This is a genomic window from Siccibacter colletis, from assembly GCF_025914095.1.
Taxonomy (GTDB): domain Bacteria; phylum Pseudomonadota; class Gammaproteobacteria; order Enterobacterales; family Enterobacteriaceae; genus Siccibacter; species Siccibacter colletis.
In genome coordinates this window covers 1,137,839-1,159,147 of the sequence record NZ_CP074352.1, presented here as the reverse complement: position 1 = coordinate 1,159,147, position 21,309 = coordinate 1,137,839, and the positions used below count along the sequence as shown (strand labels likewise).

15 protein-coding genes and 6 tRNA genes are annotated in these 21,309 nt (G+C 56.3%); 16 read left to right on the top strand and 5 right to left on the bottom strand.

What is annotated here, in order from left to right; all coding sequences use genetic code 11:
- The first annotated feature begins 111 nt into the window (after positions 1-111).
- The 4 genes from ybfF to fur all read left to right on the top strand — a co-directional run bounded on the left by ybfF (position 112) and on the right by fur (position 2,732).
- Entirely contained in the window at positions 112-888 is a 777-nt protein-coding gene (gene ybfF / locus KFZ77_RS05575; RefSeq protein ID WP_264385670.1) for an esterase, read from the top strand.
- 129 nt (positions 889-1,017) lie between these two features.
- Positions 1,018-1,299, top strand: coding sequence for a LexA regulated protein (ybfE, locus tag KFZ77_RS05570; protein WP_031524897.1), 282 nt, complete (start codon positions 1,018-1,020; stop codon positions 1,297-1,299).
- Between the two features lie 154 nt (positions 1,300-1,453).
- Positions 1,454-1,984, top strand: coding sequence for a flavodoxin FldA (gene fldA, locus KFZ77_RS05565; protein ID WP_031524894.1), 531 nt, complete (start codon positions 1,454-1,456; stop codon positions 1,982-1,984).
- A 295-nt stretch (positions 1,985-2,279) separates the two neighbouring features.
- Positions 2,280-2,732, top strand: a complete 453-nt coding sequence (fur, locus tag KFZ77_RS05560) for a ferric iron uptake transcriptional regulator (protein ID WP_031524893.1) — start codon at positions 2,280-2,282, stop codon at positions 2,730-2,732.
- An 88-nt stretch (positions 2,733-2,820) separates the two neighbouring features.
- Here fur and KFZ77_RS05555 read toward each other — a convergent pair whose 3' ends face one another.
- From KFZ77_RS05555 to nagE, 4 genes are all read right to left on the bottom strand, one after another.
- On the bottom strand, positions 2,821-5,475 hold the full coding sequence (locus tag KFZ77_RS05555) for a beta-N-acetylhexosaminidase (protein WP_264385669.1): 2,655 nt from the start codon (positions 5,473-5,475) through the stop codon (positions 2,821-2,823).
- Positions 5,476-5,531: 56 nt separating this feature from the next.
- On the bottom strand, positions 5,532-6,941 hold the full coding sequence (gene chiP, locus KFZ77_RS05550) for a chitoporin ChiP (RefSeq protein ID WP_264385668.1): 1,410 nt from the start codon (positions 6,939-6,941) through the stop codon (positions 5,532-5,534).
- Between the two features lie 443 nt (positions 6,942-7,384).
- A complete protein-coding gene (gene glnS / locus KFZ77_RS05545) occupies positions 7,385-9,052 on the bottom strand; it encodes a glutamine--tRNA ligase (protein ID WP_264385667.1) in 1,668 nt (555 codons plus the stop codon).
- 175 nt (positions 9,053-9,227) lie between these two features.
- Positions 9,228-11,249: an N-acetylglucosamine-specific PTS transporter subunit IIBC gene (nagE, locus tag KFZ77_RS05540; protein WP_264385666.1), complete on the bottom strand. Its 2,022-nt coding sequence runs from the start codon at positions 11,247-11,249 to the stop codon at positions 9,228-9,230.
- 322 nt (positions 11,250-11,571) lie between these two features.
- Between nagE and nagB the strand changes: the two genes are divergently transcribed.
- The 11 genes from nagB to KFZ77_RS05485 all read left to right on the top strand — a co-directional run bounded on the left by nagB (position 11,572) and on the right by KFZ77_RS05485 (position 18,399).
- Positions 11,572-12,372, top strand: a complete 801-nt coding sequence (gene nagB / locus KFZ77_RS05535; protein WP_031524884.1) for a glucosamine-6-phosphate deaminase — start codon at positions 11,572-11,574, stop codon at positions 12,370-12,372.
- Between the two features lie 23 nt (positions 12,373-12,395).
- On the top strand, positions 12,396-13,544 hold the full coding sequence (gene nagA / locus KFZ77_RS05530; RefSeq protein WP_264385665.1) for an N-acetylglucosamine-6-phosphate deacetylase: 1,149 nt from the start codon (positions 12,396-12,398) through the stop codon (positions 13,542-13,544).
- An 8-nt stretch (positions 13,545-13,552) separates the two neighbouring features.
- A complete protein-coding gene (gene nagC / locus KFZ77_RS05525) occupies positions 13,553-14,773 on the top strand; it encodes a DNA-binding transcriptional regulator NagC (RefSeq protein ID WP_264385664.1) in 1,221 nt (406 codons plus the stop codon).
- Positions 14,774-14,834: 61 nt separating this feature from the next.
- Positions 14,835-15,587, top strand: coding sequence for an HAD-IIA family hydrolase (locus KFZ77_RS05520; RefSeq protein WP_031524879.1), 753 nt, complete (start codon positions 14,835-14,837; stop codon positions 15,585-15,587).
- Between the two features lie 306 nt (positions 15,588-15,893).
- A complete protein-coding gene (gene asnB / locus KFZ77_RS05515; protein WP_264385663.1) occupies positions 15,894-17,558 on the top strand; it encodes an asparagine synthase B in 1,665 nt (554 codons plus the stop codon).
- A gap of 235 nt (positions 17,559-17,793) precedes the next feature.
- Positions 17,794-17,870 (top strand) — tRNA-Met (locus KFZ77_RS05510).
- A gap of 7 nt (positions 17,871-17,877) precedes the next feature.
- Positions 17,878-17,962, top strand: a tRNA-Leu gene (locus KFZ77_RS05505).
- Positions 17,963-17,984: 22 nt separating this feature from the next.
- Positions 17,985-18,059 (top strand) — tRNA-Gln (locus KFZ77_RS05500).
- 70 nt (positions 18,060-18,129) lie between these two features.
- Positions 18,130-18,206: transfer RNA gene (locus tag KFZ77_RS05495), tRNA-Met, on the top strand.
- 6 nt (positions 18,207-18,212) lie between these two features.
- Positions 18,213-18,287: transfer RNA gene (locus tag KFZ77_RS05490), tRNA-Gln, on the top strand.
- A 37-nt stretch (positions 18,288-18,324) separates the two neighbouring features.
- Positions 18,325-18,399 (top strand) — tRNA-Gln (locus KFZ77_RS05485).
- Between the two features lie 89 nt (positions 18,400-18,488).
- Here KFZ77_RS05485 and ubiF read toward each other — a convergent pair.
- The gene (ubiF, locus tag KFZ77_RS05480; protein ID WP_264385662.1) at positions 18,489-19,664 is read right to left on the bottom strand and encodes a 3-demethoxyubiquinol 3-hydroxylase; all 1,176 of its coding nucleotides are present in this window, start codon (positions 19,662-19,664) and stop codon (positions 18,489-18,491) included.
- 178 nt (positions 19,665-19,842) lie between these two features.
- Between ubiF and miaB the strand changes: the two genes are divergently transcribed.
- Positions 19,843-21,267 carry a tRNA (N6-isopentenyl adenosine(37)-C2)-methylthiotransferase MiaB gene (gene miaB, locus KFZ77_RS05475; protein WP_264385661.1) on the top strand — a complete coding sequence of 475 codons (1,425 nt, stop codon included), beginning with the start codon at positions 19,843-19,845 and terminating at the stop codon, positions 21,265-21,267.
- The last annotated feature ends 42 nt before the right edge of the window (positions 21,268-21,309 follow it).

Genomic DNA, 21,309 nt, shown 5'->3' with positions numbered 1-21,309 from the left:
CGTCAAACCAGGAAGGCGGCAAAAGTCAGATTAAACTGGAATCTTGCGGCCGGGCGGCAGAATGGTCAACATGATACCCTATCCTTACGGACTCAAAAAAAGAACTTTGCCATGAAATTGAACAGCCGAGCGCAATCTGCGCAACAACCGAACAACAATTCTCCCATCGTGCTGGTTCACGGGCTGTTTGGCAGCCTGGACAACCTCGGCGTGCTGGCGCGCGACCTGGTGGCGGATCACGATGTGCTGTCGGTAGATATGCGAAATCATGGCCTTTCTCCGCGTGCAGACGAGATGACCTACCCGGCGATGGCGCAGGATCTGGTCGATACCCTGGACGAACAGGGGCTGGATAAGGTGACGCTGATTGGCCATTCGATGGGCGGCAAAGCGGTAATGGCCGTCAGCGCCCTCGCGCCGGAGCGCATTGCGAATCTGGTGGCGATCGACATCGCGCCGGTCAGCTACGACGTGCGCCGTCACGACGAGATTTTCGCGGCGATCAATGCGGTCACCGACGCCGGTGCGACCAGCCGAACGGCGGCAGCAGACGTGATGCGCACGCACATCGCCGAAGAGGGCGTGATCCAGTTTCTGCTGAAGTCGTTCGCCAACGGTGAATGGCGCTTCAACGTCCCTGCCCTGTGGGATCAGTATCATCACATCATCGGCTGGGAAGCTGTGCCGGCCTGGCCGCACCCGGCGCTGTTTATCCGCGGCGGAAATTCGCCTTACGTGACCGAGAGCCATCGCGAGGCGCTGCTGGCGCAGTTCCCCCAGGCGCGGGCGCACGTCATCGCCGGGGCGGGTCACTGGGTGCACGCCGAGAAGCCGCAGGCGGTGCTGCGCGCCATTCGCCGCTTCCTGAATGTTGAATTATCTGACTAAAAACAGACCGACCAGCCACTCCGGGGCGTTAACGCGTTGGCGCGCGCTACGCCCTCATGTATGATGGCGCGCTGTTAATACGCCCCGACGCACCCGGGCAGCCTGTTTCTCCTGTCTCAAATTTCTATCATGGCAAAAGAACAAACCGATCGTACGACACTTGATCTGTTCGCGCACGAGCGTCGCCCCGGTCGCCCGAAGACGAACCCCCTGACGCGTGATGAGCAGCTGCGCATCAATAAACGCAACCAGCTGAAGCGCGACAAAGTTCGCGGGCTTAAGCGCGTCGAGCTGAAACTCAACGAAGAGGCGGTAGACGCCCTCAATCAACTGGCCCAGGCGCGCGACATCAGCCGTAGCGAGCTTATCGAAGAGATGCTGCTCGCCCAGCTCAATACCCTCAAACCTTAACAACGCCCCGGCGAAAAAAGCATCGTCATGTTGCAGTCTGTGCACACCGGTATGATAGCGGTTTCCGCACTCTTCTCTGTTCTGCTATGATTGCCGTTATCTGTGGGCATTTTGCCGCTACCATACTATTTAGTTTCAAGAGGTTATTTAACTCATGGCAATCGTAGGCATTTTCTTCGGCAGCGACACCGGCAATACCGAAAATATCGCAAAAACCATTCAAAAACAGATTGGTAAAGATGTTGCTGAGGTGCATGACATTGCTAAAAGCAGCAAAGAAGATCTGGAAGCGTTCGACATCCTGCTGCTGGGCATTCCGACCTGGTACTACGGCGAAGCGCAGTGCGACTGGGATGATTTCTTCCCGACGCTTGAAGAAGTCGACTTCAACGGCAAGCTGGTAGCGCTGTTTGGCTGCGGCGACCAGGAAGATTATGCGGAATACTTCTGCGATGCGCTGGGCACCATCCGCGACATCATCGAACCGCGTGGCGCAACCATCGTCGGCCACTGGCCAACGGCGGGTTACCACTTTGAAGCGTCCAAAGGACTGGCAGATGACGATCACTTTGTTGGCCTCGCCATTGATGAAGATCGCCAGCCTGAACTGACCGCTGAGCGCGTCGAGAAATGGGTTAAACAGGTTTCTGAGGAACTGCATCTGCAGGACATCATCAACGCCTGATTTTTGAACGGCGTAAATCGCTGATTTGCGCCGTTTTGATAGATAAAACCAATAAAAATAATTGCTACAAGTTTGTAACTTTCCCATTCAACTCTGTACAATGTCCTCCTGGTTAACCGAGTGAAACCCCTATTAATTGTGGCGCCATTCCGGTTTTTAAGCACACTTTCGGATTGGTACTTGCGATTTTCATTTAACTCAGGCAGTTCTATAATGAGTCGCATTCAACACAAGATATCCGGTTATTCTGCTTCGTTTACCGGAGCGAATCGCAAAGCAACAGGACAGATTCCGCATGACTGACAACAATACCGCATTAAAGAAGGCTGGCCTGAAAGTCACGCTTCCTCGATTAAAAATCCTCGAAGTGTTACAGGGTCCAGATAACCATCATGTCAGCGCGGAAGAACTTTATAAGCGTCTGATCGACATGGGCGAAGAAATTGGTCTGGCGACCGTCTATCGCGTACTGAACCAGTTCGACGACGCCGGCATCGTAACGCGCCACAACTTCGAAGGCGGCAAGTCCGTATTCGAACTGACGCAGCAGCATCACCACGATCACCTGATCTGCCTCGACTGCGGCAAGGTTATCGAATTCAGCGATGACTCTATCGAGCAGCGCCAGCGTGAAATCGCCACCCGTCACGGCATTCGCCTGACCAACCACAGTCTCTACCTCTACGGCCACTGCGCCGAAGGCGACTGCCGCGAAGAAGATAACGCGCACGAAATCAGCGAAAAATAAGTCGCAACGAGAAAACCGGCAGATGCCGGTTTTTTTATGCCTGACGCTAAAAAAGCCAGCCCGCAGGCTGGCCTGTGGCAGATAACGCTTAGCCTTTAACGCTGTCGACGCGGCTGAAACGCTTGCCGTCCGCGCTGACGCTCCGCACCTGCACTTCCCCGCTCACCGCCGGACGCTGCTTATCATCATAGCGCTGCCAGGTTTTACCGGTGTCGAGCGAGTACTCCAGCGTCACGCCGGGCAGGCTGACGTTGGCGTCCAGCACGCCGTTAACGATACGCGCTCCCGGTACCGGCAGGCGGTACTGCACGCCCGCTTTATCGAGCTTCGCCAGCTCGCGGCTGCCCACCAGACTGGCAAATCGCACCCAGTCATTGTGCAGCGCTTTTACATCCACCTGATGCGTCTCGCCGCCCTTATACTCACGCCCCTGCTGATAGTCCTGCTCCCAGCTGGCGCGATGCCAGGCACGTTCTGCCACCGCGATCAGACGGGGATAGATCATGTACTCCATCTGCTGGTCGGTGCGCACCACTTCGCTCCACAGCTGCGCAGAGAGGCCATACGCGCCAGGCCAGGGTTTATCGGATTTCGCCGTGAACGCATTGCCGTCGCGATCCACAGAGGTTTCCGCGTTTTGCGGCAGGTTGTCCGGGGCGAAACTGAAGATTTTACGTTCATCGCTGAAACGCGTGCCCCAGTAATAGCCGCTCTCCTGCGGATGCACCTCATTCGGGAAATCAAGGTAGACGTAATCCGGATTAGAAATCACCACCCGGAAGCCTTTGTTCGCCCAGACGCTGGCGCTGTCGAAGCCGCCCCAGTAGAGCGTATCCCAGAAGTTAACGTTCACCGCTTTGGTGGCGAAAGCGCTGGCATCTCTGGCGTCTTTCAACCCATCCTGCCAGGCCTGCATCGCCTCAATACCGTGGGCATTAACCAGCTTGCTCACCTCGACGCCAAAATAGCTGGAGAGATGATCCACATCGGCCACGTTGCCGGCTTTCACCATCGCCTGACAGGCGGCAGATTTCGCCCAGGGTTTGTCCTGTTTGCTCTGGTCGATAATGCCCTTGCCGGCTTCCGGCTTCGCCTGGTCGGTGTAACCGGTACCGAGGTAGATATTTTTCGCTTCGTCGCCGCCGAAATGCCAGGTGGTTAGCGGCTGACCTGCCTCGCGGTGCATCTGCTGCATTTCGCCGATCACCTTATCGACGAAGCGGCGCGACGCATCGAGGCACGGATTGAGATACCCGGTGCGGTTGTAGTACTGCACGCCGGTGGTGTTGGAGGTGTCGGTGGGATCGAGCAGGCGGAATTCACTGGCCGCTTTTTCATCCCCTGCCTTCATCAACCGATCGTAGCGCGCTTCCATCGCGATAGTCGCCGCGCGTGCATGGGCTGGCATATCGATCTCCGGGATCACCTCAATGTGACGCGCGGCGGCGAATTTCACGATCTCTATGTAGTCCGCTCGGGTAAAGAACCCGCTGCCGTTGTTATTGCTGTCGGGGCCGGAGCCAAGCTGCGGCAGCAGACAGGTTTTCTCACTCGGATCGTGACAGCGCTTGCTGCCGATGTCGGTCAGTTCCGGCAGGCCGGGGATCTCAATGCGCCAGCCTTCATCATCGCTAAGGTGGAAGTGGAATTTATTCAGCTTGTACGCCGCCATCTGGTCGAGCAGGCGCAGTACCGCCGCTTTCGTGTGGAAATTGCGCCCGACATCAAGATGAATCCCCCGGTACGCAAAGCGTGGCGCATCGCTGGCTTCCAGCGCGGCGATTTTTTGTTCTCCGCTTGCAGGGATCAGGGACAGCAGCGACTGCACGCCGTAGAACGCCCCCGCCTCGTCAAGACCGGTAATCACGGCCTCATTTTTATCGATGGTCAACCGGTACGCCCCTGGCACTGCCGCCGCACCGCTAAACGCGGCTTTATCAATCTGCGCGCGCACCGGATATGCCCCGCCGGTATTGACGCCAAGCTGGCTGAAGCGCTGCATCAGTGCCTGCTGGCTGTTCGCTTTCAGCGCCGTAAGGTCAGGCTTCACGCCGCCGCTGAGATCGATATCCTGGCCCTGCACTTTGACCTGCTGCGGGGTCGGCACAATCTGGCCGCGCAGCGCTGGCGCGTTGAGCATCTTCACATCGCTGTTTTTCTCAAAGCGCGCCTCGGCGGTCATCAGGATATTGTTATCCTCCGCCGTGCGTTTCCACTGCTCGCCGAGCGGCGTGACAAACTGGGTCAGATCTTCGGTATCGGTACTGGCAATGGTTTTCGGCGAAGCGCCGTCGGCGGTCACGTACCAGCGTGGCAGCACGTCAGTGACAAACAGCTGCCAGTACTCATTAACAATCGGGATCTCAACCTTCTCCCCGGCCGGAAAGCCGGTGAAGGCGTCGGTCGGCTCAAGCTTGTGCAGATCGCCCATCACGTGGGTGACTTTAAACTGCGGATTATCGACGCGCAGGATCTGACGAATGCTGTGGAACCAGATGACCCAGTCTTTACTGGTCACCGCATCGCCGTGGTTGGTCAGCGCGATCACCGCTTTGTTGCACGACGCCCAGTCTGCACCAAGCTGCGCGCAGTCCACACCGTGCAGCGCCGCCTGATTATCCTTGACGGCATAATTCAGCCCGAAGTGGCTGATGCGGTCTACGGTGGCCTGGTCTGCCAGCGCCGTCCCGCTAAATACGCCCAGCAGCGCTGTGGCGATCACACTCAGATTGCATCGTTTCATACGGTTGTCCTTAAAATGAGAGCGTACTGGCGCAACCGGCGGCCGCGCCGGGTCAGTCAGAGAAGGGTAAAGGGCGCGATAACCATAAACTTCACGTCGCGCTCGTCCTGAAAGATATTGCCGTAGCCCCCGCCGTAGCTGGGAATGTCGGAGTGGTTGTCGTACTCGGTGAAGTGCAGCTTAAATAGCGTGCCCTTAGCGCGTCCGTCCTGCACGGTGTATGACGCATCGAGGCTGTAAGCGGATTCTTTGATGTTATTGCTGGCGATGGACTGGCGTTCACCGTTGCCGTCCAGCGCCCAGCTGGCGGGTTTAGCGTCCCAAGCGTAAGCATAAGACGCCCCTACCGCCCAGCCCGCCAGATCCCAGTTGCTGAGATCGTACATCGCGCCAAAGAACAGCGCTTTTTCACCGTTGGCGTTGAAGTCCGAGCGGTTGTCCCACCAGATGTCGAGTCGACCGTTGGAGGAGGCATAGGTCGGGGTCATACGCTGGAGAAAGTAGCCCTGCTGCCCCTCGGCTTTCACCATCGTGCCTTCGAGGCGTAAATCGACCTGGCCAAGCTTGTACCCGAAGGTGAGCGCCTGCAGCCAGGCGGTGCCGTCGTAGATATCATTGAGGGTGGCATTTTCAGCTTTATCGCGGGCGCCATAAAACTGGTAACTGGTGGAGAGCGGACTGCCGGCGACCGGCAGTTTATAGCTGCCTTTCGCGAAATATTGATCGACAAATCCTTCGGCCTGACCAAATGCGGCTTCGAGTACCAGATCGTTTTTAAAATCGTATTTCGCGCCGAGGGAGTGCAGATAATCGACTTTAGTTGCGCGGTCGTTTTGATAAAAGCCGTCCATTTCGGTATGCCACGGGGCTTTATATTTGTTGGTCCACATATAGGAGAAACTTAATGCGCCTGCCTCGCCATAATCATAATTCGCGCCAGCCTCTGCCCCCTGATACGTACCTGGCATAAAACTCCAGTGCGGTGCCAGCAGCGTCTGCCCGGTCGGTTGAATATATCCGGCACGCGCCCAGACGGGACCATATTTAAATTTCGCCGCGGCTTTATACAGGCTGATGCCGCTCTTATCGCCGGACCAGTCCTCGTCGTAGGCTTTATTGCTGGCGGAGAAAGCGATTTCATTGGGGTGCGCGCTGTCGCCGTTTTCCGCCATTTCTATTGCCGTAAAGGCTGCCACATCAAGGCCGAACATATCTGCAATATAGCCGGACTGAAAATCAAGGTTGGCATTCCAGGTGGCGTGAGAGAGGTTGGTTTTATATTTATCGTCGTCGGTAACGTCTTTGCGATCGCGCTCGCGCTGCCAGTAATAGATACCGCCAGTAAGCGTTGAATCATCAATAAATCCGGCGGCGTGTGCCGCAGATGCAGGAATAAAACTGGTGAGCGCAGTAGCGCCAGCAATAGCTAACGCGAGCGCACTACGTTTGTCAGCAAACGCGCGCATGATGAAGTTCCTCTTTGACAAATAATATTGCCCGGACGCAAACGCCCCGACGAAAAAATAAAAAAGCAAAAGGCAACGGCATATATCTCGGGCTCGCCATTGCCAGATCCAGCTTATTTTTCGCGGCGCGAATTATCAATGCTTTTCCCTGAGGATTGTCAGGACTATGACGAAGTGCACATATTTATTCTGATTTTGTAACAACTTTCAGGAAAAATGGAGGAGCGTCTGAAAAACCGATAAATCAGTGAGCTAGCGCGGATGGAAGCGATTTCACTCACAAAAATGAAGATATTCTAACTCATTCAGAGAGAGAAATGCGTGCAGCTAAATTTGACAGAAGGTTCATTAATTCGCGCGGCGAATAATATATTTACAGGTAACTGTGGATATAAAGATAAAAAAAACGCCGCATTGCGCGGCGTTTTAACGCGATTAACTACTTATTCGCCAGCTTTCGCCCAGGTATCACGCAGACCAACGGTGCGGTTGAATACCAGCTTATCAGCCGTTGCATAACGGCTGTCGAGGCAGAAATAACCTTCACGCTCGAACTGATACGCAACACCTTGCTCAGCGGCTTTCAGGCTCGGCTCAGCGAAGCCCTGCTTGATGACCAGCGATTCCGGATTAATGGTGGAGAGGAAGTCTTCTGCCGCACCCGGGTTTGGCACGCTAAACAGTCGATCGTACAGGCGAATTTCAACCGGCAGCGCGTGAGTGGCGCTGACCCAGTGGATTACGCCTTTCACCTTGCGGCCATCAGCCGGATCTTTACTCAGCGTCTCCGCATCGTAAGAGCAGAAGATAGTGGTGATGTTGCCTTCGGCATCTTTCTCAACGCGCTCGGCTTTGATCACGTAGGCGTTACGCAGACGCACTTCTTTGCCCAGCACCAGACGCTTGTACTGCTTGTTGGCTTCTTCACGGAAATCGGCACGATCGATCCAGATTTCAGCGCTGAACGGCACGTCGCGGGTGCCCATTTCAGGCTTGTTAGGATGGTTCGGCATGGAGACCACTTCCGTCTCGCCCTGCGGATAGTTTTCGATCACAAGCTTAACCGGATCGATAACCGCCATCGCGCGCGGAGCGTTCTCATTGAGATCTTCGCGGATGCAGGCTTCCAGCGCGGCCATCTCAACGGTGTTGTCCTGCTTGGTAACGCCAATGCGTTTGCAGAACTCACGCACGGAGGCTGCGGTGTAGCCGCGACGACGCAGACCGGAGATGGTCGGCATACGCGGATCATCCCAGCCCTCAACGTGCTTATCGGTTACCAGCAGGTTCAGCTTGCGCTTGGACATGACGGTATATTCAAGGTTCAGGCGCGAGAACTCGTACTGACGCGGATGCACCGGAATCGTGATGTTATCCAGCACCCAGTCATACAGGCGGCGGTTATCCTGGAACTCCAGGGTACACAGCGAGTGGGTGATGCCTTCCAGCGCATCGGAAATGCAGTGGGTGAAGTCGTACATCGGGTAGATGCACCACTTGTTGCCGGTCTGGTGATGCTCGGCAAACTTAATGCGGTACAGCACCGGATCGCGCATCACGATAAACGGCGATGCCATGTCGATTTTCGCACGCAGGCAGGCTTTGCCTTCGGCAAACTCGCCGGCACGCATTTTTTCGAACAGCGCCAGGTTCTCTTCCACGCTGCGGTCGCGGTACGGGCTGTTTTTACCCGGCGCAGTCAGCGTGCCGCGGTATTCGCGGATTTCGTCCGGCGACAGTTCGTCAACATATGCCAGACCTTTAGCGATCAGCTCAACCGCATACTGGTGCAGCTGGTCGAAATAGTTGGAGGAGTAACGCACGTCTCCTGACCAGTGGAAGCCCAGCCACTGCACGTCATTTTTAATGGACTCAACGAACTCGATATCTTCTTTTACCGGGTTGGTGTCGTCAAAGCGCAGGTTGCACTGGCCCTGGTAATCCTGGGCGATGCCGAAGTTAAGGCAAATCGATTTTGCATGACCTATATGCAGGTAGCCGTTCGGCTCCGGCGGAAAACGGGTGCAAATTGTGGTGTGTTTACCACTGGACAGGTCTTCATCAATAATCTGACGAATAAAGTTAGTCGGGCGGGCTTCTGCCTCACTCATCGCAGCTTCCTCAAGGCGTGAACATCGTTTAACGGTGCATGATCTTATAACCGGCTGCCTGAAACAACTGTTTGTTGCAGAAAAAGGCACGGTGAGCCTGGTAGCGCAGGTGACGCATAAAAAAAGCGGCGGGATAATCCCGCCGCTTCAGGCAAAGCACACTACTCAGGAAAGGTTATTTGCCTTTAATCTCGAACAGCGGCGTCTGACCTGCGACGACCGCGCCCTGTGCTTTTACCACCAGCGCACTGTAATCATCGCTGTTGCTGCACACTACCGGGCTAATCATCGAACGGGCATTGGCGTTGAGGAAATCGAGATCCATTTCCAGCACCGGCTGGCCGGCGACCACTTCCGCCCCCTCTTCCACCAGACGCGAGAAGCCCTGGCCGTTCAGCGCAACGGTGTCGATCCCCATATGCACCACGATCTCCGCGCCGTTTTCCGTCTCCAGACAAAACGCGTGATTGGTGTTGAAGATTTTCACAATGGTGCCGGCTGCCGGCGCCACCACCAGCTTCCCGGTCGGCTTAATGGCAACGCCATCCCCCACCGCTTTGCTGGCAAAGGCTTCGTCCGGCACCTGATCCAGCGCAACCACATCACCACTTACCGGGGCCAGCAGCGCAGCAACGGTTACGCCGTTTGATACGGCCTGCGGCTGTGCTGTGGAGGCAACCGGTGCAGCCGCCGGTGCGGCTTCTGCGGCCGGTACGTTGCCGGTGGTTTTCATGGCGTTAGCAATTTTCTCAGCCACGAAGCCAACGATAATCTGCACGCTGGTTTTGTTGAGGCGAATGACGCCGGTGGCGCCGAGGCGTTTGGCCAGCGCTTCGTTGACCAGCGACGAGTCTTTGACGTTCAGACGCAGACGCGTGATACAGGCATCGATGCCGGTGAGGTTATCAGAACCCCCTACCGCGGCGATGTACTGACGCGCCAGGCCAGACACGTCCTGCTCGCCCGTACCGCTCACGTTGATGTCCTGGCCATCGGCTTCGCTACCGGCAACCGCCAGTTCGCGACCCGGAGTCATCAGGTTGAACTTCGTAATGGTAAAGCGGAACACCACGTAATAGATGACGAAGAACACCAGACCCTGCGGGATCAGCATCCACCACTGGGTCGCCAGCGGGTTGCGGGATGACAGCACCATATCCACCAGCCCGGCGCTGAAGCCGAAGCCGGCAATCCACTGCATGCTTGCCGCGATAAAGACGGAGATACCGGTCAGCACGGCATGAATGACATACAGTACCGGCGCGACGAACATAAAGGAGAATTCAAGCGGCTCGGTGATCCCGGTGAAGAACGCGGCAAACGCGCCCGCCATCATGATCCCCAGCACTTTGGCTTTGTTCTCAGCGCGAGCGCAATGGTAAATCGCCAGCGCGGCACCCGGCAGGCCGAACATCATGATCGGGAAGAAGCCCGCCTGATAGCGACCGGTGATGCCGACAACCGCTTTACCGGCTTCGATGGACTGCGCGCCGCCAAGGAAGTTCGGGATGTCGTTAATGCCGGCTACGTCAAACCAGAACACCGAGTTCAGGGCGTGATGCAGGCCAACCGGGATCAGCAGACGGTTAAAGAAGGCGTATACGCCCGCGCCCGTCGAGCCCATTTTCTGAATATGTTCACCGAAGTTCACCAGGCCATCGAACACCATCGGCCAGATGTACATCATGATGAACGCCACAACGATCATTACGAAAGAGGTGAGGATTGGAACCAGACGGCGTCCGCTAAAGAAGGAGAGCGCCTTTGGCAGCTCAACGGTGCTGAAGCGGTTGTAGAGCTCGGCGGCAATAATACCCACCATGATGCCGACGAACTGGTTTTTGATTTTACCGAAAGCAGCAGGCACCTGATCGGCCGGGATTTTCTGGATCATTGCCACTGCGTCTGGCGCACACAGGGTGGTAAGCACCAGGAAGCCGACGAAGCCGGCCAGCGCCGCGGCGCCGTCTTTATCTTTCGACATACCGTATGCCACGCCCACAGCAAACAGCACGCCCATGTTGTCGATAATGGCAGAACCAGACTGAATGAAGAACGCCGACAGCGCGTTATCTCCGCCCCAGCCTACCGGATCGATCCAGTAACCGACGCCCATCAGAATGGCGGCGGCTGGCAGTGTGGCCACCGGCACCATCAGTGCGCGGCCAATACGTTGTAAATAACCTAGAATACTCACTTTATTCCCCCTCTGAGACCCCGTTTAAGGCTTGTGTGAAGCCGTGTTTCTTATTGTTTAACGGACCTGAAATCGCGGCGAATTATCACCCACCGACCGAGTGTGTGAAAAATTAATTCGTATCGCAAATTAAAAGCGTTTTTTTTGTGATCGCGATCGCCAGGAATCGCTTTATGCCCTCCCTTACTCTGGCTATCGACCAAAACTTATTTTATCATTCAAAAAATCAAAGCGGATGACGCCCCGAATTGTGAACCAGGTTACGCTTACACTGTGATTCGGTAACTCCGCCCATGCTTTCTTTTTAACCCTGAGGTGAATGATGAGACTGATTCCCCTGGCAACCGCCCAGCAAGTTGGTAAATGGGCCGCTCGCCATATCGTTAACCGCATCAACGCGTTCGCACCGACTGCCGATCGTCCTTTTGTACTCGGTCTGCCTACCGGCGGTACGCCGATGGAAGCTTACAAAGCGCTGGTGGAAATGCATAAAGCGGGCCAGGTCAGCTTTAAGCACGTTGTTACGTTCAATATGGATGAGTACGTCGGCCTGCCGAAGGAGCATCCGGAAAGTTACCACAGTTTCATGCACCGCAATTTCTTTGATCACGTGGATATTCTGCCAGAAAACATCAACCTGCTTGATGGCAATGCGCCGGACATCGACGCTGAATGTCGCCGCTATGAAGAAAAAATTCGCGCCTACGGTAAAATCCACCTGTTTATGGGCGGCGTGGGCAACGACGGGCATATCGCGTTCAACGAACCGGCGTCGTCGCTTTCCTCCCGCACCCGTATCAAAACCCTGACCCACGATACCCGCGTCGCTAACTCACGCTTCTTTGATGGCGATGTGAATCAGGTGCCGAAATATGCACTGACCGTCGGCGTCGGTACGCTGCTCGATGCGCAGGAAGTTATGATTCTGGTGCTGGGTCATCAGAAAGCGCAGGCGCTGCAGGCTGCGGTAGAAGGCAACGTCAACCATATGTGGACGATCAGCTGCCTGCAGCTGCACCCGAAAGCGGTTGTAGTGTGCGATGAGCCCTCTACAATGGAGCTGAAAGTAAAAACGTTGAAATACTTCAACGAGTTAGAAGCAGAAAATATCAAAGGCCTTTAAGTCGGTTTACCGGGGGTACCCTAATGTATGCATTAATCCACGGTCGGATTTACACCGGCCATGACGTACTGGATGACCACGCGATTGTTATCGCGCATGGCCTGATTGAGCGCATCTGTCCGCTGGGCGACCTGCCAGCAGGCATTGAGCAGCGCGATCTCGGTGGTGCCATCATCGCCCCCGGTTTTATTGATATGCAGCTTAACGGCTGCGGCGGCGTGCAGTTCAACGACACCGCCGACGCCGTCAGTGTGGAAACGCTGGAAATCATGCAGAAAGCCAATGAAAAATCGGGCTGCACCAGCTATCTGCCAACCCTCATCACCACCAGCGATGACCTGATGAAACAGGGCGTCGAGGTGATGCGAGACTACCTCAGCAACCATCCTCATCAGGCACTGGGGCTTCACCTTGAAGGCCCGTGGCTGAATATTGTTAAGAAAGGCACCCATAACCCGGTTTATGTGCGCCAGCCCGATGCCGCGCTGGTCGATTACCTGTGCCAGAATGCTGACGTGATTACTAAAATCACCCTCGCGCCAGAAATGGTAGCACCCGAGGTGATCAGTAAGCTGTCCGCCGCCGGCATTGTGGTTTCCGCCGGGCACTCTAATGCGACCCTTGCGGAAGCGAAAACAGGCTTCCGCGCCGGAATTCGTTTCGCAACCCACCTTTATAATGCGATGCCTTACATCAGCGGTCGTGAGCCGGGCCTGGTCGGAGCAATTTTTGACGAGCCGGATCTCTACTGCGGCATCATCGTTGACGGGTTACACGTCGATTTCGCCAACGTGCGCAATGCGAAGCGAATCAAAGGCGATAAGCTCTGTCTGGTCACTGACGCCACCGCACCGGCAGGTGCTGATATTGAAGAGTTCATTTTTGCTGGTAAAACAATATACTACCGCAATGGGCTGTGCGTGGACGAGAACGGTACCCTGAGCGGTTCTGCCCTGACGATGATCGAAGGGGTGCGCAATCTGGTGCAGCATGTCAATATTGCCCTTGATGAAGCGCTGCGTATGGCAAGCCTCTACCCCGCACGCGCAATGGGCGTGGACCATAAGCTCGGCACAATCGAGCCGGGTAAAGTGGCAAACCTGACCGCTTTCACTCACGATTTTAAAATCATCAAGACCATCGTTAATGGTAACGAGGTCGTCACTGAGTAAGTAAAGGCATGACAACTGGCGGACAAGCTCAAATTGGTAATGTTGACCTGGTAAAACAACTGAACAGCGCGGCGGTCTATCGCCTGATTGACCAGCACGGACCCATCTCACGCATTCAGATTGCCGAACAGAGCCAGCTTGCTCCCGCCAGCGTCACGAAAATTACCCGCCAGCTTATCGAGCGCGGCCTCATCAAAGAGGTGGATCAACAGGCCTCTACCGGTGGTCGCCGCGCTATTTCTATTGTTACCGAAACCCGTCAGTTCCAGGCCATCGGCGTACGTCTCGGGCGTCACGACGCGACGCTGACGCTCTACGATCTCAGCAGCAAAGTGCTGGCGGAAGAGCATTTCCCGCTACCGCAGCGCACCCAGGAAACCCTGGAGCATGAGCTGCTCAACACCATCGCCACTTTCCTGACCACCTGGCAGCGCAAAATTCGCGAGCTTATTGCGATCTCGGTGATCCTGCCGGGGCTGGTTGATCCGGAAAGCGGCGTGGTGCGCTATATGCCGCACATTGCAGTAGAGAACTGGCCGCTGGTGGAGGCGCTGGAAAATCGTTTCGGCCTGACTTGCTTTGTCGGACACGATATCCGCAGCCTGGCGCTGGCTGAGCACTACTTCGGTGCAACCCGCGACTGTGAAGACTCCATTCTGGTGCGCGTGCATCGCGGCACCGGGGCGGGGATCATCTCCAGCGGTCGCATTTTTATTGGCCGTAACGGCAACGTGGGCGAGATCGGTCATATTCAGGTCGATCCGCTGGGCGAACGCTGCCACTGCGGCAACTTCGGCTGTCTGGAAACCATCGCAGCCAACGCGGCGATTGAGCAGCGCGTGCGTCACCTGCTGGAACAGGGTTACCCGAGCCGCCTGACGCCGGATGAGTGCTCCATCAAAGCCATCTGCAAGGCCGCAAATAAGGGCGATCCGCTGGCTACCGAAGTGATTGAACACGCGGGCCGTCATCTCGGCAAAGCCATTTCCATTGCCATCAATTTGTTTAATCCGCAAAAAGTGATCATTGCCGGCGAGATCGTCGAAGCAGGAAAAGTGCTGCTGCCAGCGATTGAGAGCTGTATCAACGCGCAGGTGCTGAAGGCGTTTCGCAAGAATTTGCCGGTCGTGCCCTCTGCGCTCGATCATCGCTCCGCCATTGGTGCCTTTGCGCTGGTGAAACGGGCGATGCTGAACGGGATCCTGCTGCAGCATTTGCTCGAAGGCTGAGCGGATCACTCCTTTTCCAGGCTATAGTTACGCCTTTGTGCAATCAGAACACGAGTAGTCGATGACCATTCAGAACGTAATTTGTGATATTGATGGCGTGCTGATGCACGATAATGTCGCGGTGCCGGGCGCCAGCGAATTCCTCACCGGCATCCTTGAAAAAGGATTCCCGCTGGTGTTGCTGACCAACTATCCATCGCAAACCGGGCAGGATCTGGCGAACCGCTTTGCCTCGGCGGGCATCAACGTACCCGACAGCGTCTTTTATACCTCGGCGATGGCCACTGCCGATTTTCTGCGCCGTCAGGAAGGGAAAAAGGCCTACGTGGTGGGCGAAGGCGCACTGATCCACGAGCTGTACAAAGCCGGTTTTACCATCACCGATATCAATCCTGACTTCGTGATTGTTGGCGAGACGCGCTCCTATAACTGGGAAATGATGCATAAAGCGGCATTCTTTGTGGCGAACGGCGCGCGCTTTATCGCCACTAACCCGGACACCCACGGACGCGGTTTCTATCCGGCCTGCGGCGCGCTGTGTGCAGGCATTGAGAAGATCTCCGGTCGCAAACCGTTTTACGTCGGCAAGCCAAGCCCGTGGATCATCCGCGCAGCGCTGAATAAAATGCAGGCCCACTCCGAGCATACGGTGATCGTTGGCGACAACCTGCGTACCGATATTCTGGCCGGGTTCCAGGCCGGGCTTGAAACCATTCTGGTACTTTCCGGGGTCTCTACCCTCAACGACATCGACGCTATGCCGTTCCGCCCAAGCTGGATTTTCCCGTCGGTCGCAGAAATCGACGTTATTTAATCCCTCAGCCGCGCCGACGCGCGGCTAACGTTTTATTATTCCCTGCGTGCGTCCACGCTCCTGCCGTCAATGAAAAGCGCTAAAAATTGTTGAATCGCTAATTTATAGCGCCTTCTGCTTCGCATTTTTCACTATTCCGCAATGCCTTGCTGACTATTTTTCAGCAGAACGGCAAATCGCTTGCACAACCTTCACTAACCAGGGCATTTTCTTGCTTAAGCGATACGTCACTGCGAGAAAAACAGCCTTAACCGCAATGACAGATAATTCGACACAACATCACGGCAAGGCTTAACGGAGAAGGTTATGTGTTCCATTTTTGGTGTATTGGATATTAAAACTGATGCGGTTGAGCTGCGTAAAAAAGCGCTCGAACTCTCCCGCCTGATGCGCCACCGCGGCCCGGACTGGTCCGGTGTCTATGCCGGCGATAAAGCGATTCTCGCCCACGAACGTCTGTCGATCGTGGACGTGAACGCCGGGGCGCAGCCGCTGTACAACCAGAAAAAAACTCATGCCCTGGCCGTGAACGGCGAAATCTACAACCACCAGGCGCTGCGCGCAGAATACGGCGACCGCTATCCGTTCCAGACCGGCTCTGACTGTGAAGTTATCCTTGCGCTCTACCAGGAAATGGGACCGGAGTTTCTCGACGAGCTGCAGGGCATGTTCGCCTTCGTGCTCTACGACAGTGAAAAAGATGCGTATCTGATTGGCCGCGACCACATCGGCATCATTCCGCTGTACATGGGTCATGACGAACATGGCAACCTCTATGTCGCCTCCGAAATGAAGGCGCTGGTGCCGATCTGCCGCACCATCAAAGAGTTCCCGGCCGGCAGCTATCTGTGGAGCCAGGACGGCGAGATCCGCCCGTATTACCATCGCGATTGGTTCGACTATGACGCGGTAAAAGACAACGTGACGGATAAAGCCGAGCTGCGCCAGGCGCTGGAAGACGCGGTGAAAAGCCACCTGATGTCTGACGTGCCATACGGCGTGCTGCTCTCAGGCGGGCTGGATTCGTCGGTAATTTCCGCTATCACCAAAAAATTCGCCGCGCGCCGCGTGGAAGATCAGGAGCGCTCCGAAGCCTGGTGGCCGCAGCTGCACTCCTTTGCCGTCGGTCTCGAAGGCTCGCCGGATCTGAAAGCAGCGCAGGAAGTAGCTAACCATCTCGGCACCGTGCACCACGAAATTCACTTTACGGTGCAGGAAGGGCTGGATGCTATCCGCGATGTGATCTACCACATCGAAACCTATGACGTGACCACTATTCGCGCCTCAACCCCGATGTACCTGATGTCGCGCAAGATCAAAGCCATGGGCATCAAAATGGTGCTCTCCGGCGAAGGTTCTGACGAAGTGTTCGGCGGCTACCTTTACTTCCATAAAGCGCCGGATGCGAAAGAGCTGCATGAAGAGACGGTGCGCAAGCTGCAGGCGCTGCATATGTTTGACTGCGCCCGCGCCAACAAAGCGATGTCCGCCTGGGGCGTAGAAGCGCGCGTGCCCTTCCTCGACAAGAAGTTCCTTGATGTTGCAATGCGCATCAACCCGCAGGACAAAATGTGTGGCAACGGCAAAATGGAGAAGCATGTGCTGCGCGAATGCTTTGAATCTTATCTGCCGGCGAGCGTGGCGTGGCGTCAGAAGGAGCAGTTCTCCGACGGCGTGGGCTACAGCTGGATTGACACCCTGAAAGAAGTGGCCGCTGAGCAGGTTACCGATCAGCAGTTAGCCACAGCCAGCTTCCGTTTCCCGTACAACACGCCGTCTTCTAAAGAAGCGTACCTGTACCGCGAAATTTTCGAAGAGCTGTTCCCGCTGCCGAGCGCGGCGGAGTGTGTCCCGGGCGGCCCGTCTGTTGCCTGTTCTTCGGCAAAAGCCATCGAATGGGACGAAGCGTTCAAAACTATGAACGATCCGTCAGGCCGTGCGGTAGGCGTGCATCAGTCGGCGTATAAATAAGCGGCGGTTGTGATTCCAGGGCCCTGCGGGGCCCTTCTTTTTGGCTACGATGACGTACAAAAATGCGGCATAAAAGGGAGAGTTATCCAATAATTGCCGAATATTGCAGCAAGCTGTTCGTAAGCTGGTCAAACAGTCAGCTTACGGGTAATTTTCGGCAAAAAATGTGTTGACGCTTCCAGGCCCAATACGCATAATGCGCCCCGCAACGCCGATAAGGTAACGCGACAAAGATGGCTACGTAGCTCAGCTGGTTAGAGCACAGCACTCATAATGCTGGGGTCACAGGTTCGATTCCCGTCGTAGCCACCATCTTTTTGCGGGAGTGGCGAAATTGGTAGACGCACCAGATTTAGGTTCTGGCGCCGCAAGGTGTGCGAGTTCAAGTCTCGCCTCCCGCACCATTCCCAATAAGCGTTGCACGGATGGGGTATCGCCAAGCGGTAAGGCACCGGTTTTTGATACCGGCATTCCCTGGTTCGAATCCAGGTACCCCAGCCATATTTTCCCGACTTGCGCAGGTTAACGCGAAGGTCATACCGGTAGAAATACGGGTAAAGCAGTACAATTTGGCTACGTAGCTCAGCTGGTTAGAGCACAGCACTCATAATGCTGGGGTCACAGGTTCGATTCCCGTCGTAGCCACCACTTTCTTGGGGTATCGCCAAGCGGTAAGGCACCGGATTCTGATTCCGGCATTCCGAGGTTCGAATCCTCGTACCCCAGCCAAATTTGAAAAGTCGTTTATCTGATAAACGCGCCCTGTTGGGGTATCGCCAAGCGGTAAGGCACCGGATTCTGATTCCGGCATTCCGAGGTTCGAATCCTCGTACCCCAGCCACTCTTAAAAAAGCTCGCTTCGGCGAGCTTTTTGCTTTTCAGCCGTCCACAAAAAAGGCGGTTTCCCGCCCTTTCACTTATCAGCCTGACTCAAAGCCCTAGCGCGTACTTCAGCGCCTGCCGTTTCAACACGCCAGCGCGATTCGCTGCCATCAATCCGATGTTACGCAGCGCGCGCAGCGGTGCGAGGTTATTGCTGAACCCGGCGTAGAACAGATCCATCCCGCTCTGCATCAGGAAATTATCCGCCTGACGACGACGCTGATAGCGTTTAAGCACCTCAAGGCTCGCCCAGTTCTCGCCGACGCTGCGCGCGTTGGCCAGCACGTCAATCAGCGCATCCACATCGCGATAACCCAGGTTGACCCCCTGCCCCGCCAGCGGGTGAATGGTGTGCGCCGCATCGCCCACCAGCACCAGCCCCGGCTGAACGTAGTCCACCGCATGAAGCCGGGTTAGCGGAAACGCGCCCGCAGCAACCGGGGTTACCTCACTCAGCCGCGCCGGGAAATGTACATTAATTTCGCGCTTAAGCTGCGCCATGCTCATGCCCTGCAGCTGGCGAATACGTGCTGGCCGGTCGTACCACACCAGTGAAGCCCAGGAATCAAACAGCGGCAGGAACGCATGCGGGCCGTTGGGCGTAAAGTGCTGCCAGGTGCTGCGCCCCGGCGCATTCTCGCATTTAACCGAGATAAGCATGCAGGATTGCTGGTACTGCCAGGCATGGACGCCAATCCCGGCCCAGCGGCGGACCTGCGAGTTAGCGCCGTCGGCACCGACGACCAGCCGGGCCGTCAGCGTCTCACCATCCGCGCACTCTAGCGTGCTGCTGTCGGCATGACGATGCAGCGCGCTCAGCGTCGTCGGGCAGCGCAGCGTGATACGCGGGTGTGCCACCATCTGCTCCCAGAGCGCACGCTGCAACACGTTGTTCTCTACCATGTAGCCCAGCTCGGGAAGGTTGAGATCGGCGGCGTCAAACACCACCTGCGCGCTCTCCCACTCCCAGGTTTCCAGCCGGCTGTAGGGGTGGCAGCGCATCGCCTGAATCGCCTCCCACACCCCAAGGCTGCGCAACAGCCCCACCGAGGCGCTGCTGATGGCCGAAATACGCACGTCCACCGGTGCGGCGGGGTCAAAGGCCGGCGGCTCCGCATGATCGATAACCGCGACCGTGAATCCCTGCTGCGCCAGTCCCAGCGCCGCGGCGGCGCCGACCATGCCTCCGCCTACGACGGCGACGTCAATGGGTTGATTTGCCATAGTCATTTATCCTTTCGCTGATCCCTCAAGTGTACCGGATTTTTCGCCTGCGCGTTGCCTGTCACCGCATTGCGAACGCCCACGCCAGCAATCCGGGCTTCAGGCTGGTCACATCCTCAGCAAAGCATTACAATACGCGGCCTGCAATCCTGGCTTTAACTTAAGCATGAGCAAGTCGATGACAAAAAAACTCCATATTAAAACCTGGGGCTGTCAGATGAACGAGTACGATTCATCCAAGATGGCCGATCTGCTGGACGCAACCCACGGTTATCAGTTGACCGACGTGGCTGAAGAGGCCGACGTGCTGCTGCTCAATACCTGCTCAATCCGCGAGAAGGCTCAGGAAAAAGTGTTTCATCAGCTGGGTCGCTGGAAGCTGCTAAAGGCGAAAAATCCCGACATCATCATTGGCGTCGGCGGCTGCGTGGCCTCGCAGGAAGGTGATCATATTCGCCAGCGCGCCCACTACGTCGATATTATCTTTGGCCCACAGACCCTGCATCGTCTGCCGGAGATGATTAACCAGGTGCGCGGCACGAAAAGTCCGGTCGTCGATATCAGCTTCCCGGAAATCGAAAAATTTGACCGCCTGCCGGAACCGCGCGCCGATGGCCCGACCGCCTTCGTCTCCATCATGGAAGGCTGCAACAAATACTGTACCTACTGCGTGGTGCCGTACACCCGCGGGGAAGAAGTGAGTCGTCCGAGCGACGATATTCTGTTTGAGATCGCCCAGCTTGCCGCGCAGGGCGTGCGCGAAGTCAACCTGCTCGGCCAGAACGTCAACGCCTGGCGCGGAGAGAACTATGACGGCAGCACCGGCACCTTTGCCGATCTGCTGCGTCTGGTGGCGGCCATCGACGGCATCGACCGTATCCGCTTCACTACCAGCCACCCGATCGAGTTCACCGACGATATTATCGAGGTGTACCGCGATACCCCTGAGCTGGTGAGCTTCCTGCACCTGCCGGTGCAGAGCGGTTCGGATCGCGTCCTGAATCTGATGGGCCGCACCCATACCGCGCTGGAGTACAAAGCGATCATTCGCAAGCTGCGCGCGGCGCGTCCGGATATTCAGATCAGCTCCGACTTTATCGTCGGCTTCCCGGGCGAAACCACCCAGGACTTCGAACAGACCATGAAGCTTATCGCTGAAGTGAACTTTGATGTCAGCTTCAGCTTTATCTTCTCGGCGCGCCCAGGCACCCCGGCGGCGGACATGGTGGATGATGTTCCGGAAGAGGAGAAGAAACAGCGTCTCTATATTCTGCAGGATCGCATCAACCAGCAGGCGATGGCGTGGAGCCGCCGCATGCTCGGCACCACCCAGCGCATTCTGGTGGAAGGCACCTCGCGCAAAAGCATCATGGCGCTGTCGGGCCGCACCGAAAATAACCGCGTGGTGAACTTTGAAGGCACGCCGGATATGGTCGGTAAGTTTGTTGACGTTGAGATCACCGAAGTGCTGCCAAACTCCCTGCGCGCGAAGCTGGTGCGCACCGAAGCGGAGATGGGCCTGCGCGTTGCCGAAACGCCTGCATCGGTCATCGCCCGCACGCGTAAAGAGAACGACATCGGCGTCGGGATTTACCAGCCGTAACGTCATCCGGCCCCGCTCAGCGGGCCGTCCGGGCTGTGCGGT